Genomic DNA, 13,539 nt, shown 5'->3' on the forward strand with positions numbered 1-13,539 from the left:
TGACTTTGACGTTGCATTATGGGGGGCGTTGCCCCCTATAGCGATTGAGTCATAATGAGTGTGCAAGGTCTGATACAGAGCGGGCTGAACTATGGCACTTACGAAATGGCCGCACCTCGTTTTTAACAGGAACCGTGAGCCGACAAGAAACTTGCTTTCTTGTCGGTGAGGGGTTGGCCGAAGGCATCTTTTGATCTTCTCATTACGGGGGCTTTGCCCCACTTAGTTTAATGATTTATGCGTGGGTAAAGTCTGGTTAAAAATAGCTTGCTGGTGGCGCGTTCAACATGGCCGCACTCACCCGGTTTTCACTGAGAACCGTGAGGCTGGTAGAAACTTGTTTCTGCCAGCCGAGGGGTTGGCCGAAGGCATCTTTTGAATTATTTTGTGAGTTTACAAATGGGTTACAGTGATCTGAAAGCAGGCGTACTACTGGCGTGTGCGAAAATTGCGGACGAGATCGGCTCTCAGCCGTGCATTAAGAATATGCTTTCCAGCGCAGGTTTATCCCCGGAAGGGATGGGTGATTACCTTGAGATTGACGTCGCAGTGATCCGCAATATCGTAATTGGATTTACGGATGCACCTCTTGGTATTGATGCGGACTATGAGTTTATTTGCCTCAGTGAAGCTGACGGAAAAGTTTTTGCGCGTTCTCCATGTGGTCGTTTCAATGTAGACCTTTCCGGTTATTCGATAACAGAAGCGAATGCCTTGGTTACAGGCTGGAACAAACAACTTTTAACTGGTCGATAATATTCTGATACTGGGGTTAAGGTGAAAGTTAAAACAGATAAAGGCTGGAGTGAGACCGACAAAACGGCAGAATTCTCACGCGTGCTGTGTGGCGAAGAAATGTTATTTTGTGTGACACGATCTCTTGACCTGAACAATCTTGTCGTTACTCATACGCAGACTGGCTGGAAGGTATGTGATATCGATTTTCTGGAGTTTGCCCAGTTTGGTGAACTGGGAGCGGCTAAAAAATCTCTGGAGAAGTTTATCAGCGTCAGCAGCGAACAAAGGTTTTATGAAGTGATTCGACGAGTTCGGGGGTGGTGATGTTGTCACACATTTTGTTTTGGTTTAATAAAATTACTGGCCGGAGATGCGCCCTCCCGAATCTTCCGGTGGAAACCACTGGGTGTGAAGGACAATTCTGGCAGGATGTAAGCCCATCCCTACACTGGTTGTTCCTAGACATCGATGGCGTTCTTCACAGGGCTGAAAATGGTAGCCTTGTATTTATGCCTGTCCTTGAGGCTCTGTTATTGCAACAAATTGATACGGGAATCATTCTTTCGACTAACTGGCGCATTGGCGTCACCCGTGATGCTATTCTCCGTTACTTTCCACCAGCCGTTCGTGAGCGCATTGCTGGCGCTAATCCTGATCTGGATGGAAAAGTTGTGGAATATGTCCGGTGGCATGAATGCATGTCCGTCGTTGAGCGGTTCGGACTTGAGCGCTACACGTTTATAGATGATACTGCGCGACTTTTCCCACCAAACTGTCCAGATCTGTTTCTGACATCCCGCCATCAGGGGTTAAACCGTGAGGCAGCAGTAACACTTTGTCGCAGGTTCTCATAAGGCCGTCCATATCTCCTTCTTAACTTATATTGGGTAAGTAGCACCGACCAATAAAGAAGCCACCAATAGGTGGCTTCTTGTTTACTGTTGCTTCATAGCGCCGAGGTAACGGGGCCTGTTTCTGTTCCTTGGCATGACCGGCCACCAGCTCACTGAGCAGGTGTACAGCGTTATCTGCATTCTGTTCAGTGAACTGGTTCCGGCTGAGCTGGCTTTTGAAACTTAGCGGGGTGGACGCAATCACGATCCTGTCTTTTATCCACCTGCATCATTCATGTATAAAGCCTGTCGTTTTTTTAACAATAAGAAATAGATTTATGTAGTTAAATCATACTCTTAAAAAAATGGTATCGGTTTCCTAGTAAATTCTTTCATCGACAAGTAACTTCATGTTAATCTATCTCATGTGGTTGTTATAACCACAAAAGCTATACATATATTGGTGTGGCGAACATGTCTGCCGGGGGGCGGACTGTTCAATAAGAAGGGGAATGGTGAAACTGTTTTTTCATCATGTTACCGACGATGATGATTGCGTTGGTTGTTTTGGGGTTTTTTGTCGTGATGCTGGTGGGGTAATAAAGCGACATAAGAATTATCGGAGAGATAGTGTCTGTTATGCAGATGTTCTCTACCCGGATGCTGTGTCAGGTCTGGCTGAGTACCTGCAATATCAGAACCCTAAAACTTGAGTAGGATGCTCTGCTATCCTTTTTGCAAAAATAGGCCGGTTAACCCGGTCTTTTTTTTGCCCTGTCTTCCTGCTGTTTCCCTGCTCGTCTCATCTCCCTTCGCTATCGTGAGATAGCGCTCCCCTGCGAATATTATCGTAGCGAAATTTGTGCCATAATTTTCACACCGATACATTTCGGCGCAAAATTGTTGGAGGTCAGCGGATGCCACAGGATGTCATCGAAAAAGTCCGGGCAGCGCTCGCTGCAAGGGATCTTGTGCTGATCAGTAGTCTCGCCCGTATAGTGATGATTCTGCCAGAGCGTGGCAGGGTGAACGTTATGGTGCAGGATACTGATGGCCGTGAGGATGCAGCAACACTGTTGCTTGATAAAAATGGTAACGTAAGTGTTCAGTTGTCGGATGAGGGGCATAATGTGAGGTTTCTGCACCGCAGACCTTCGTAATGTTTACCTTGTTCTTACCTGCCTAACGGCTAGTATCGTGGGCAGAATTATAAAGAAGCCCTGTTCTCAGGTTCGCCCGGTTAGCCGGGCAACCCCACGTTTCCAATCCAATCGGAGTGTCTATGACTGAAATTACCCGTGCTCGTCTTGAGCTGGTAGCCCGCCCGGTCTTTGCCCTTGGTGCAGTAGCGTTTATTCTTACCGAAAAATTTTTGAAGCTGATGCCGCTGACCTTGTTCTGGGTTGTTCTCTGCGCCTGCCTATACCTTGATGCGTCCGTCAGTGTGATACTGGACTCTCCCGGCACGATCATAAAGCTGTCGATGATTATCAATATGTTACTTTCAGCATCACTATCGCTGAATCAAATCAACAACACATTTGACTCCTACTTCGGATCGTGTACTCGTGATGCGACCGGCGTTGGTGGTGCATTGGCATCTTCCAGTAAGAAATAATGATTTTGGTGAAAAGTATTTCGACATGATTTTCATTTGCAGATTATCGCCATAAACCTTACTCTCTTGTTTCATGACCAGCACCAGTGCGAAAATATAAAATCCCAAAAAACTTATTTTTACCTCATTCTGTCCGGCCCAAAAGCCGGATTTTTTTCGTTCCGATTTTACCGTAATAAAAATTGCTTACGATCTTCGCTCGTTGCGGACAGCGCTACACCCCTTATACTGAATTTCCCCCAATTGCACGCTGACATCCTTCGGGTACTTATTGATAATGATATACTCATCGAATAGGACATGCCGACACATCTGGTAGGGGGTGATATCTATGGGTATGAAGAATGTATTTTTTTCACTAGCTACAGTTTTTCTGCTAACCGGTTGTGATCAGGCTCATAGCGTAGCCGATAGTCACGTAAAACTGGTTAATTTGAATGATGCTTTTTCCCCACCATCATTAGCCATCTCTCCCGGATGGAAAATCAACGATCACGGAACGTTCGCAGAAGTCTATGGTCTCAATCGCTGCCCAACCTCATTTGGCATTGTTAGCCAGTCGGGGTGCGTTATTATCGCGCAGGAAGAAAAAAACGTTACAGTTTTCCTTATCAAACACAAGGCTGGAGTGAAAGAAAAGACCAAGGAACTTTGGACAATCGAGCGGAAAGGCCAGTACCCTAAATTAGTCTTCAAGATTAAACGCCCTGACGGGTCATTTGTCATCCCGTGGAAAGAGGCGTAATTCACAGGTTGAGTATGTTTATGCTTATAATCACAGAATGAAAATACTTGATGCTCTACGTCGCACTCCCCGGATCTACAAACTCTGCCAGTTTGTGTTGATCATCTATTCTGTTGCCTGTGCCGGGATCATCATCTACAAACAGGCGTTTCCGGCCAGCCGGGCACTGGACGCGAACGCCCGCGAGTTTTACAACAAATACCAGCCCCCCTCTGAGCGGGACACAACGTTCACCCCTTCTCTTCTCTCTCACCGCATAATCGCACTGGATGCCGATGATGGAATAATCGGAGCTGCGGCCACCAGCGATGCGCTGGCAAACGTGAATCACTATCTATCGACTGTTGCTCGTCACTGCCATTATGCGCCGGGGGGTAAGGCCGCTGCGGAGTATCTGGACTGCGTTAACGGCGTGCTGCATGACCATTTTTATTACCACTCTGCTGATGATGCTGGTCGGGGATATGCGGAACACAATTCTGACTGTGATGCCAATGCCTTCCTGATCATGGATGCAGCGAACGCGGCTGGTCTTCCGACCTATATCGTTTACGCACCCGGCCATGCGTTTATTGCGTGGAAAGATGATTATGGCAAATTTCGCTATCACGAAACGACGGGAGGGAACAACAAAGGCAGTCCCTTCGATTTCAGGAACAGGCTGTATAAAAAAACAATGGACAGGACTTATTACTCCCCGCGAGCGTATGGCGACCCTGTAATTCTTGCCACCTATCGGGCTTTAACGTCGTCGGTATCTGGGCACGGCGGGGAACTATCGACGCTGATAAAGCGTTATCCTGACAATACATTGATAGAGAGTGCGTTGTTACGCTGGAAGCGTCAGCATGGAACTCTTTCACCTGACGACGTTACCCGTATAGAAAGCGCCCTGATAACAGATATCACTGATTCTGGACTGTATCTGTCACTCACCGACTTCTATCTCAGGGCCGGTTCACGAGAGCGGGCGCGAGAAGCTTTCGACCGCGTACCGGCACGTGACTGCGGTAATGAGTGTTACGAGTACGGTATTCGCCTCGGGATCACTAAATTCAGGCTGATGAACCCTGTATGGAAACCATACTCTGCATACATGAGCGGCCACGGTGTGAGCGCGAATACATGGACATTTTGGGGGGTATGGCCGAAGCTACTTATTCTTCTGGTGGTGCTGGCGTTTATCATTCACTGGGTATTGACCGCTAATAATCCAGAGCAAGAAAACTGACCGTGCTGGTGGCCGGGCTACCTGCACCAGTAGTGAGTTGAACGGTAGCCCCCTTTGCCAGCGACTCTGGCCCCTAAACCTACTAACTCACTTCTGACCACTTCGGAGCCATCTTTTGGCGTGCTACTTTATTCATATTATATATGAATAAGGGGTACAAACATGGCCGCACTGACAAATAAGCAGGTATTTGAATTAGAGCATATCGCAGGCAGTCTTGCTCGCGGGATAAAATTCATTAAAAGCGACAGGATCGGTTTCGCTTTTCTGCAAGACAGGCCAGCAACGACCACAAGTGATTATCAAACGCTGGACGGTAAACGTTCAGCATCCATGATGGAGAAATCGTATGGCTCTGACCTTTGTGGGCTGTATGATGCGCTGAGAGATCTGCAAGAGTTTATTGCAGACCATAAACGCCAGCGCTAAAAAGCAGAAGGAAACGACGGGATGAATATTAATCCTATCCGTACTGAACAGGATCACGATAATGCTCTCAGCATTGTTGAAGACCTTCTCAAGAAATCGCCAGCAGCAGATTCACCGGAAGGTGAGCTGCTGGAAGTCATGTTTATGCTGGTGGAGGGGTACGAGAATAAACACTACCCCCTACTGTCAGTATCACCGGTAGAAGCAATACGTTTCCGAATGAAAGAACAGGGTTTAAGCATTAACGATCTGGCTCCGGCAATAGGTGATACACAAGGCGTAAGAGATATTTTGAATGGTTCTCGCGTCCTGACGCTGCCGATGATACGCCGCCTTCACAGTCAGTTTGGTATTCCGCTGGTAAGTCTTATCGGCGTGTAGAAGTCGCACCATATAACTGAAAAGTGCCAGCATCGAACTGGATCTGACTCAGGCTAAGTGATGCCCCTTACCACCTGCAAAATGCCCGGCCTGTCCGGGCATTTTAGCGCCAGCTATTCGGCCATGCACCTGCACGTGTTAGCTTAATCATATATTTTATGGTTAAGGAGATTCCAAGATGAACCTGCCAACCGTTGTTTTCGTCAGTCTGACTAATGGTGATGAAATTCTTTGTGTCAACGGTGCGCTGATTATGCAGTCAGAGGCTGACTATTCAGTGCATGGTGTTCATGAAACGGCGACCACACTGGCGAAAGCGCTGGGTGTTAAGCTGGTGGAGTACAATAACACTCCTGTCCCTGATTATGACGAATGGACGGTAGACGACGTGCTGAGCGCCTTGCCCGAATTGCCGTTCACCTGCGGTGAATGCGGGCGCGTCTATGACGATTCTGCCGTCTGTATGTCGGACGACTGCCCCAGCCACACAACTCTGGTGTCCGAAGTCAGTGAGAACCGGGTGAACAACGTAGTGAAATTCCTGATTAACTCGTACCAGCTCACGACAGAGGAAGCGGAGGACTTTGCCGAACGAGGTAACTACTCCTATGTGCTGAGCGGAAACCTTGCCTCTGAGCATTACTTTCAAAAAAAGAAAGCGACTTTACGGGCCGGTTAAAAAAAATCCTGTATTGCTATTCGGGGTCATTCAGCGGTGGGTTATCGTTTTAAGGCATAGATACGTAACCGGACTTTCACACTGGGAAGCGGGCCAGATCCAACCCGTCCGAAAACAGGAGGATTTATGTAAATGCATAAATTTAAATCAGAGTCTAAATAAACTTTACTGCCCGGCGCGAACATCGACCAGATCTGGTGCCAGATGTTCTTTCAAGCCCCTCGACAGGAGGGGCATGAATTGATCTCCTTATCGAATCAGACCAAATTTCCCCTCCACCAGCTATCATCTGCCCTCTGATGAACAGGGCTGTATTTTTCTTTGCGTCTGAGCACCCATATAGCGGAAAAGGAAAAAGGGGCTACCGGCGAACCGGGAACCCCTTTGTTAAGGCACTTCAGGCATGTCAGACCAACACAGCGCATGTGAAGGCGGGGTTTCCCCCGCCTTTACAGGTTGCTACTTACCGTTGGATTCGTAAGCCAGGCTTGCCGCGATCTCCCTGTTCCCGTCCTTTAGCCGAAGTTCGCACAAGCGATTCCGGGTAAGGCATGTGAATATTAAGAGCGTTAAACACACGATTAATACGCACCAGATAAGGGCGTTTCGCGGTAGTTTCATGGTTTACTCCTCCTTGCAAATTGCTCGGTAAGAGGCCATACTGTTGTTGTTGAGACATACAGGGGGCCTCGTGGGTTAATGAAAATTAACTACGGGGCTTTCTGCTTTCTGCCACACAACATCCAAACCACTCAAACATCATGAGGCAAAAAGCCTCAAGCGCCATATTGATTATATCGCCCAAAAGCATCTTCTGACCAGAAATATCCATTCATTCCGTAAGTTACGGCTGAAAAGCGGGGCGTTTATGCCTCGCTGCGCCCTGCCATCCAGCCCCGTCACCTTAACGAACATTTTGTAGGCCAAACGCTTCGGGGTGATAAATGCCGATGATAGCTTATTCATACACAATATGAATAAGGGGTGTGTTATGCACGTTACTCAGGATGTTCTTTCGGTTTTATCTGACTGCCAGTTTCAAGCCAACCAGCTTGTACTCCCGGATCAGCTTGACCGTTCTCTGTATGTGAAGACGAATAAAGTCATTGAGCTGGCCGGGGGGAAGTGGAACCGAAAGGCAAAAGCCCACTTGTTCCCGGATAATGCTGAGGAACGTATCGAGCTGGTCATCCTCACAGCGTCAGTGGATAAGCCAAAAGACGACTTCAATTTTTTCCCTACCTCGGAGAAAGTGATCCGCCAGATGCTCGACAGCGTTTCCCTTCGGGCTGGTGATCGGGTGCTGGAACCCTCCTGTGGTGACGGACGAATCCTGTATGCCGCATATCAGGAGCAACCAGACATCATTCTGACTGGTATTGAGCTTGAGCCTGTACGAGCTGCGCTGCTTCGAAAAAATGAGCTTATCACGAGCACCGGAGCGGAGCTGGTGGAGTGTGATTTTCTGAGCTGGAACCCGACGAAGAAATTTGATGTCATTCTGATGAACCCACCGTTTATCAAATCTGCGGATATTCATCATGTTGATCATGCTATCTCAATGCTCGATAAGGGCGGTCGCCTTTCTGCCGTGATGTCTGCGGGCGTGAAGTTCCGTAACACCAAACTGATAAAGGCGTTCCGTGAGCGTGTCGCCAGTTTGGGCGGAGAATTCTTTGACCTTGAACCCGGATCTTTTAAGGAGTCAGGCACAATGGTGAATACAGTGCTTTTAGAGCTAATCCTCTGAGCATTGTTTCCTTAACGTGTGTGAAAAAAGCCCGCAAATTGCGGGCTTTGTTTTTTAGAAGGTGAAAATAACGCTGATATGCTATTCGACCTCTTATCACAGAATGGTAGCGTAAATCATACGGTATATGAATAAACAAGCCCGTCATAACTAAACAAGGAAATGAGATCATGTGCAGCAAAATTAGTAACGTTGTTATCGCTCTGTTTAGCTTGTTCCTCGTTGTATCGTTTTCTGCCGAAGCCGGGTACAAATCCAGCTACAAGAGTTCTTATCGCTCTTCATACAAGTCATCATCCAGTTCGCGTTCGTACTCTACCCCGTCTACATCAGCCAGCAGCAAATCCTCATCTTCATCGTCCACCAGCAAGCCTCTCTCCAACGGAACGAAAGCCGCTATGGCTGGCGCTGCTGTATCAGCAGGTACAGTCTCAGCGTCAGAAAAGGGTTCTGGCGGTTTAACGGGTAGTAAAGGTGGGGAAGCGACGGGTAAATCCGCAGGCGGTGCCTCTGTAGGTGGCGTTACTGCAAAAAAGTCAGTGACTGGCGCGGAACTGGTGGACAAGAAGGGAAAAATTTCCACAACAAGTAAATCGTCCGTAAACACCTCGCAGCGTATTCCGGGAACCTCCGGGCGTGATTATGCCGCATTAAGCAAATCAGCCCCGGATAATGTGCGCACTATCATTCGTGAACGTGAACGCAGTGGAACTGACTGGACGACACTCGCAATGATGTACTGGATGATGAGCAGCAGTAACAGCCATGCGGCTTCCCTGTCCAGTAGCGATAAAGACTGGATTCAGCGTCAGATCAAAGAGCAGGAAAGTAGTGGTGAAAGCCGCGAGGAAGCTCTCAGTGAGCTGAAAGCTGCCGGGGTTGATACATCATCGTTGAAGGTTGCAGATGACAGCCATCACGCTGATAAGCCGTCAGTCTCCTTTTCCTATGATATGCCAAAAGCATTTACGGCGGGTCACGTCTGGGTATTTGTTGTTAATGCCACGCAGGATGATAAAAAACAGGCACCGTCATGCGAGCTGCAAGGTGCGAAATTCATGGCAGAAAAGGACAAGTTATACGTCAAGTGGAAAGCTCCTGAAACTGTCGGGCAGAAAACGGAAATGAAATGCACAGCCTTTGGCGTGGAAGAAGTTAAAACGCTGGTGTCTGCCTGACCGGGTATCAGTAAAACGAGGAGAAGAGTTTATGGCTGATTTTGCTTCTACAAATAAAAATGCGTCCTTTGAAGCATGGTTTGAGCAACTGTGCCTTATGGCTGAAATCAACGGCGAAAATGCCGGTGACAAAAGAGACTGGGAAGGCATCTATCAAGCTGGCACACCTGTCGATTCAGCTTACTACGACGCCTTTGGGGGTTACGATGACTGATGCAAAAGCATACCGGCCCGATGGTGGCGATATAAGCGAAGGACGTTTGCGTGAGATCGCGGACAACCCTTACGGCGATGAAGAAAAAAGTTGGCTGGCAAAAACTGTTTTGTCCCGCGCCAGCTTGACGCCGGTGGGCTACGTTGACGCCTGCAATCTCCGCCGTATGCAGCGTGGTGAAATAGACTCGGCTGCAATTTTCCTGTCCCCCGTAAGCACTCCTGTATTTACCGAAGTGCCGATAAATCTGGTGAACGTGGAGTTAGCCCTTTTGCGCCGACACTGCGATGAGCTGATGGACGCACTACATACGGCCCTGCCCTTTGTTGAAGACCATGAAGGCTCAGCGGTGTACAAGCCCGGCGCAGTACAGGCCGCATTGAAGAAAATTCGCAAAGTCATCATAAACAACAGCAACAAAACCAAGGCGGACAGTCAATGATGTATGACTAACTTGGGCTGACTAATTCTTAACATAAAAGTCATTTAGGTACGCTGATGGAAAAATATTTAGAGCTGGACAAAAAAATCATGGTCAAAATCGGGGATAACCCGGTGCCCTTTTCCCTTTTGTTTGTACGTGACAGTGATATTGCGAATGAATGCGAAAAAATTGCCAGCGAAGAGGGGAAGACGAAAGAACCGTACCGGATTCTTGATCGACGCCTGCAAGCGCTGCGCAAAGCTGGGGTGATTCGCAGTACGCCAAAAGGATGGGTAAAGGTTTAGTCATCGCAATTCAACTGACGAAACAGGTAACGGGTTATGCATAACAAGCATGAAATTCAGGCATTGGCCGATCAGATCGCTAGTGCGACCAACGACCTTTCCAAAGCTCAGCAAGCGCTACGAGACGATAAAAAACGTCGCCAATCGTCCCTGCGCGGCATGTTCGTTGATTGGCTTACATCTACACCCGCAGAGAAGGAAGTGCAGGAAAAAGAAGAAAGACTGTCCGTGATATCGGCGGAGGCTTCGAAAACCGCACAGAAATGGATTATCAGCGAAGCTGTCTCCGGGCTGCAATCCTCACCAGAGGATATGCGCCGACATGCCGAACAGTGCCAGCGCCTCAGTAACGCCAATAAGCGGCAAGAACGTATCCGCCGACTACTGGATTTGGCCCGAGCAGCGCATAACAAGCTGGAAGAAGCCAGCAGCGATTGCGAATCAGCATCAACGACAGAACTGCTGGATCTCGCTTCGACCAACAAGGCGCTATCTCTTTTGTCTACGTTTGAAACGTCAGACGCTGCCGATTCAGTTAAAGAAGCAACTGCCGCACTTAAAGCCTTATCGCAAGCTCTTCCAAAGCGAGCGGAGGCCACCGAATTCGATATGCCGGATGACTTCCTTGATCTTGCCGTAGACCTCGCCTTAGCGCCAACATTAGACATATTTTCGTTCTTCAATATGCAGAGTCTGGACAAAGCGGCCAGTCAGTGCCGGGAGGCGTCTAAAAAGCTGGCCCCGCTGCTTTCACACCTTCAAAATTTGTACGCTGAAACAGCGGCCCGCGTGACGACAGAGCAAGCCGCGCTGCACGCAATCGAAGCCCCTTACCTGCACGCCGCAGCCGCTCTTATACCACCGACTATCCGCGTTCAGGTGCCAACCAGCTTGAAATGATGGACGGCCTATACATCAATTAAGGTGATGAAAAATGACGAACATTATCAAGGCAATAGTTGACGCCGCAGATTATCAGAGAATGATCAGTCACAACCAAAACCCTGCATTCGGTCAGTTTGTTGTCGCAGGATACAACGGCGGCCCGGCTGAAAGCAGGCTCGGTTACTGCGTGCAGGTCAGAAAAAAAGTGGGGCAGTTTGGCTCTGACATTGTGTTCCTGCGGCACGCGAGCGGCACGCTGACCGCGCATGAAAACAACTGTTATGTTGCCGTAACTGAGGAGCAGGAAGCACTGGCCCGCTCCGTCTTTAAATTGCTGCCGGATGATGAAGAACCAGAAAAAGGATATTCAGATCCTGCCGGGGTGCATGAAACGGGTTTTGTCATTGAAAATTCAGCGTCAAACGCATCAACGGGCGGGCCATCTGTAGCTATCACCGTATATTCCCGAAAAGAAGATCTGCAATGAACGAAAAACTATTATTCCGCGAAACAGAAAATGGAAAGCCAGTGTATGAAATGCGTATGCTGGACAACTCACCCGAAGCAGAGCAGTGGGTGGAAGTATCTGAACGGGAGTTCCATAGCCCACTGAAAGACCCTTCCGTATGGGAGAAGCGTGTACTGTATGCAACTTCTTATGCCGGGCCACCAGCCCCGGATGCAGCCTTTCTGAATGAAGCGCAGATGTGCGCTTTCATCCTTGAGCAAATAGGCAGTATCGAAGCGGATGATCTCGACAGCGACACTGTAGAGCTGCGTTTTGAGCTGAATGGGGTTGATACCGGAACAGATGTGTCAATAACCGACTATGCAGCACGATCTTCGGGCGTAATTGCCCAACTATTGTCAATGTTGTCGCATACCAAACGTGACAACGTAGCTTGTCACACGGATGATGTTGCCTTTGACCATTTCGCTACAGCCTGTAAAGCGAAGCTTGAAAATGCCCGAGTGAAAGGCCGTGGGGGCTGGGAAGACCCGGAACAGTGCAGTAATGAACTGCTGGCGAAATTGCTGGTGGAACATCTGCTAAAAGGCAACGCCGGTACGTTCGAAGATGTCGCTAATTTTGCCATGATGCTCCACCAGCGCGGTGCTGATCCGCAACTTCTGGCTGATGCGGCAAAAAACGAGGCAGGCAGATTCTAGCTGAGCGAAACCAGATGCTTTACATGCTCACGGTGACACGGTGATAAAATTCTGGTGGGCCTGCATCGTGCTGAAAATAGTTCAACATCATATCGTTCAATTAGGGGCAAAGATGGATGTTTTTGATGGTTCAGTGAAACCTCTGGCCGTAAACGAAGTGAAGTTCCGTTTCATCAGAATTACAAGGTTTCTGCCGGGGCGGTTTCCGAAAAGTTCAGACTTCCGTGCCAGACTTTGGGGGGCGGCGATCAGGTTTTTACTCAAAATGGGTTTTACGGTCGGCCTTGTAGGGTATCCCGCTGTAGGTAAGTCATACCTGCTCGCCCGGACACTGCCAGAAGGTATTATTGACGGTCGAGAGCTGGTGGCGAAGAACAACTGGGAAACGCCGGTGCCATTCCCTTCCGACAAGATCCCGTCCGGGCCTGTAGGCCTTGATGAAGGAAATGTGTTCGGGAGTCAGGCTTTGTTATCGGTAGCGGCGACCCTGAAAAAATGCGGTGTCGTGTTTACTGCTCAACGTCTGAAAAATGCAGAGAGCCTCGCGGCAAGTTTAATGGCGCGGCGTGTGCTGATTTTTTATATCGGTGAGTATGAGTCTTTTAAGTTTGAAGTTGCGGCACAGTATGATCGGCGCAGGAAATCCTGAACCTGCGGAGGTGATTTTTACGCCTCAGAATCTGGTGGAAAATGAATGAATAGAATTTGCATTTGTAATCAATAGTATATAGTTAGAGTGTTTCCCCTGCCTGCGGGGGTTATCGGGTGCGCAATGAATCAGCCCAAGAGCGGTAAGCGTGTTTCCCCTGCGTGCGGGGGTTATCTGGGCTATATCGAACGCGTTAATGGGAAGTGATTTTCAGGGAAAAACATTCGCTCGCAAAATACCTATAGCAAAAAACGGTTCGCCGGTTTTTTTGTGCCTGCGGTATTCGGCCTCTCTTTTGCGGCAGGGATAA

The 13,539-nt window shown here is 48.6% G+C and carries 20 protein-coding genes and 1 pseudogene; 18 read left to right on the plus strand and 3 right to left on the minus strand.

The genetic code is table 11. From position 1 onward, the window contains the following. The first annotated feature begins 375 nt into the window (after positions 1-375). From AC3RPL_RS03650 to AC3RPL_RS03660, 3 genes are read left to right on the plus strand one after another with little or no spacing between them, the layout of a single operon-like run. Positions 376-756 carry a hypothetical protein gene (locus AC3RPL_RS03650; RefSeq protein WP_129128556.1) on the plus strand — a complete coding sequence of 127 codons (381 nt, stop codon included), beginning with the start codon at positions 376-378 and terminating at the stop codon, positions 754-756. A gap of 21 nt (positions 757-777) precedes the next feature. Next, positions 778-1,062: a hypothetical protein gene (locus tag AC3RPL_RS03655; protein WP_490739018.1), complete on the plus strand. Its 285-nt coding sequence runs from the start codon at positions 778-780 to the stop codon at positions 1,060-1,062. Continuing rightward, entirely contained in the window at positions 1,062-1,592 is a 531-nt protein-coding gene (locus AC3RPL_RS03660) for an HAD domain-containing protein (protein WP_490739019.1), read from the plus strand. The genes AC3RPL_RS03655 and AC3RPL_RS03660 overlap by 1 nt, the downstream gene beginning before the upstream one ends. A gap of 824 nt (positions 1,593-2,416) precedes the next feature. Here AC3RPL_RS03660 and AC3RPL_RS03665 read toward each other — a convergent pair. After that, positions 2,417-2,698, minus strand: a complete 282-nt coding sequence (locus AC3RPL_RS03665) for a hypothetical protein (RefSeq protein ID WP_119650897.1) — start codon at positions 2,696-2,698, stop codon at positions 2,417-2,419. A 155-nt stretch (positions 2,699-2,853) separates the two neighbouring features. Here AC3RPL_RS03665 and AC3RPL_RS03670 point away from each other — a divergent pair, with 155 nt between their 5' ends. The 6 genes from AC3RPL_RS03670 (at position 2,854) to AC3RPL_RS03695 (ending at position 6,654) form a co-directional block, all read left to right on the plus strand. Beyond that, complete coding sequence (locus AC3RPL_RS03670; protein ID WP_490739021.1) at positions 2,854-3,189, plus strand: hypothetical protein; 336 nt, start codon at positions 2,854-2,856, stop codon at positions 3,187-3,189. A 331-nt stretch (positions 3,190-3,520) separates the two neighbouring features. After that, complete coding sequence (locus tag AC3RPL_RS03675) at positions 3,521-3,934, plus strand: hypothetical protein (protein WP_490739022.1); 414 nt, start codon at positions 3,521-3,523, stop codon at positions 3,932-3,934. A gap of 37 nt (positions 3,935-3,971) precedes the next feature. Further along, positions 3,972-5,165 carry a hypothetical protein gene (locus AC3RPL_RS03680; RefSeq protein WP_490739023.1) on the plus strand — a complete coding sequence of 398 codons (1,194 nt, stop codon included), beginning with the start codon at positions 3,972-3,974 and terminating at the stop codon, positions 5,163-5,165. Positions 5,166-5,327: 162 nt separating this feature from the next. After that, entirely contained in the window at positions 5,328-5,594 is a 267-nt protein-coding gene (locus AC3RPL_RS03685) for a hypothetical protein (RefSeq protein WP_045268430.1), read from the plus strand. 21 nt (positions 5,595-5,615) lie between these two features. Beyond that, a complete protein-coding gene (locus tag AC3RPL_RS03690) occupies positions 5,616-5,975 on the plus strand; it encodes a helix-turn-helix domain-containing protein (protein ID WP_490739024.1) in 360 nt (119 codons plus the stop codon). A 178-nt stretch (positions 5,976-6,153) separates the two neighbouring features. Beyond that, the gene (locus tag AC3RPL_RS03695) at positions 6,154-6,654 is read left to right on the plus strand and encodes a hypothetical protein (protein WP_196558490.1); all 501 of its coding nucleotides are present in this window, start codon (positions 6,154-6,156) and stop codon (positions 6,652-6,654) included. Positions 6,655-7,113: 459 nt separating this feature from the next. Here AC3RPL_RS03695 and AC3RPL_RS03700 read toward each other — a convergent pair whose 3' ends face one another. Then, entirely contained in the window at positions 7,114-7,236 is a 123-nt protein-coding gene (locus AC3RPL_RS03700; protein ID WP_227525819.1) for a Hok/Gef family protein, read from the minus strand. Further along, positions 7,184-7,333: pseudogene (locus AC3RPL_RS03705) on the minus strand (DUF5431 family protein); the annotation flags it as partial. The gene AC3RPL_RS03700 and the pseudogene AC3RPL_RS03705, both read right to left, overlap by 53 nt. Positions 7,334-7,645: 312 nt before the next feature. Here AC3RPL_RS03705 and AC3RPL_RS03710 point away from each other — a divergent pair. The 9 genes from AC3RPL_RS03710 (at position 7,646) to AC3RPL_RS03750 (ending at position 13,229) form a co-directional block, all read left to right on the plus strand. Beyond that, complete coding sequence (locus tag AC3RPL_RS03710; protein ID WP_045268433.1) at positions 7,646-8,404, plus strand: methyltransferase; 759 nt, start codon at positions 7,646-7,648, stop codon at positions 8,402-8,404. A gap of 398 nt (positions 8,405-8,802) precedes the next feature. Beyond that, the gene (locus AC3RPL_RS03715; protein WP_490739025.1) at positions 8,803-9,582 is read left to right on the plus strand and encodes a hypothetical protein; all 780 of its coding nucleotides are present in this window, start codon (positions 8,803-8,805) and stop codon (positions 9,580-9,582) included. A 31-nt stretch (positions 9,583-9,613) separates the two neighbouring features. After that, positions 9,614-9,796 carry a hypothetical protein gene (locus AC3RPL_RS03720; RefSeq protein ID WP_045268435.1) on the plus strand — a complete coding sequence of 61 codons (183 nt, stop codon included), beginning with the start codon at positions 9,614-9,616 and terminating at the stop codon, positions 9,794-9,796. Then, positions 9,789-10,238 (plus strand): hypothetical protein, encoded by a 450-nt coding sequence (locus AC3RPL_RS03725; protein ID WP_119650891.1) that lies wholly within the window; start codon positions 9,789-9,791, stop codon positions 10,236-10,238. Before AC3RPL_RS03720 ends, AC3RPL_RS03725 begins: the two co-directional genes overlap by 8 nt. Positions 10,239-10,294: 56 nt before the next feature. Then, positions 10,295-10,525, plus strand: a complete 231-nt coding sequence (locus tag AC3RPL_RS03730) for a hypothetical protein (RefSeq protein ID WP_045268436.1) — start codon at positions 10,295-10,297, stop codon at positions 10,523-10,525. 36 nt (positions 10,526-10,561) lie between these two features. Continuing rightward, positions 10,562-11,425, plus strand: a complete 864-nt coding sequence (locus AC3RPL_RS03735; RefSeq protein WP_490739026.1) for a hypothetical protein — start codon at positions 10,562-10,564, stop codon at positions 11,423-11,425. A 34-nt stretch (positions 11,426-11,459) separates the two neighbouring features. Next, a complete protein-coding gene (locus AC3RPL_RS03740) occupies positions 11,460-11,897 on the plus strand; it encodes a plasmid protein (RefSeq protein ID WP_080861790.1) in 438 nt (145 codons plus the stop codon). Beyond that, positions 11,894-12,580 (plus strand): hypothetical protein, encoded by a 687-nt coding sequence (locus AC3RPL_RS03745; RefSeq protein ID WP_490739027.1) that lies wholly within the window; start codon positions 11,894-11,896, stop codon positions 12,578-12,580. The genes AC3RPL_RS03740 and AC3RPL_RS03745 overlap by 4 nt, the downstream gene beginning before the upstream one ends. A gap of 40 nt (positions 12,581-12,620) precedes the next feature. After that, positions 12,621-13,229, plus strand: a complete 609-nt coding sequence (locus AC3RPL_RS03750; protein ID WP_171879680.1) for a hypothetical protein — start codon at positions 12,621-12,623, stop codon at positions 13,227-13,229. The last annotated feature ends 310 nt before the right edge of the window (positions 13,230-13,539 follow it).

Source organism: Erwinia papayae (assembly GCF_058241465.1).

Bases quoted from the DNA above. Each gene is read 5' to 3' on its own strand.
- AC3RPL_RS03660 (WP_490739019.1), top strand. From the start codon at position 1,062: ATGTTGTCACACATTTTGTTTTGGTTTAATAAAATTACTGGCCGGAGA.
- AC3RPL_RS03665 (WP_119650897.1), bottom strand. From the start codon at position 2,698: ATGCCCCTCATCCGACAACTGAACACTTACGTTACCATTTTTATCAAG.
- AC3RPL_RS03670 (WP_490739021.1), top strand. From the start codon at position 2,854: ATGACTGAAATTACCCGTGCTCGTCTTGAGCTGGTAGCCCGCCCGGTC.
- AC3RPL_RS03675 (WP_490739022.1), top strand. From the start codon at position 3,521: ATGGGTATGAAGAATGTATTTTTTTCACTAGCTACAGTTTTTCTGCTA.
- AC3RPL_RS03680 (WP_490739023.1), top strand. From the start codon at position 3,972: ATGAAAATACTTGATGCTCTACGTCGCACTCCCCGGATCTACAAACTC.
- AC3RPL_RS03685 (WP_045268430.1), top strand. From the start codon at position 5,328: ATGGCCGCACTGACAAATAAGCAGGTATTTGAATTAGAGCATATCGCA.
- AC3RPL_RS03690 (WP_490739024.1), top strand. From the start codon at position 5,616: ATGAATATTAATCCTATCCGTACTGAACAGGATCACGATAATGCTCTC.
- AC3RPL_RS03695 (WP_196558490.1), top strand. From the start codon at position 6,154: ATGAACCTGCCAACCGTTGTTTTCGTCAGTCTGACTAATGGTGATGAA.
- AC3RPL_RS03710 (WP_045268433.1), top strand. From the start codon at position 7,646: ATGCACGTTACTCAGGATGTTCTTTCGGTTTTATCTGACTGCCAGTTT.
- AC3RPL_RS03715 (WP_490739025.1), top strand. From the start codon at position 8,803: ATGGCTGGCGCTGCTGTATCAGCAGGTACAGTCTCAGCGTCAGAAAAG.
- AC3RPL_RS03720 (WP_045268435.1), top strand. From the start codon at position 9,614: ATGGCTGATTTTGCTTCTACAAATAAAAATGCGTCCTTTGAAGCATGG.
- AC3RPL_RS03725 (WP_119650891.1), top strand. From the start codon at position 9,789: ATGACTGATGCAAAAGCATACCGGCCCGATGGTGGCGATATAAGCGAA.
- AC3RPL_RS03730 (WP_045268436.1), top strand. From the start codon at position 10,295: ATGGAAAAATATTTAGAGCTGGACAAAAAAATCATGGTCAAAATCGGG.
- AC3RPL_RS03735 (WP_490739026.1), top strand. From the start codon at position 10,562: ATGCATAACAAGCATGAAATTCAGGCATTGGCCGATCAGATCGCTAGT.
- AC3RPL_RS03740 (WP_080861790.1), top strand. From the start codon at position 11,460: ATGACGAACATTATCAAGGCAATAGTTGACGCCGCAGATTATCAGAGA.
- AC3RPL_RS03745 (WP_490739027.1), top strand. From the start codon at position 11,894: ATGAACGAAAAACTATTATTCCGCGAAACAGAAAATGGAAAGCCAGTG.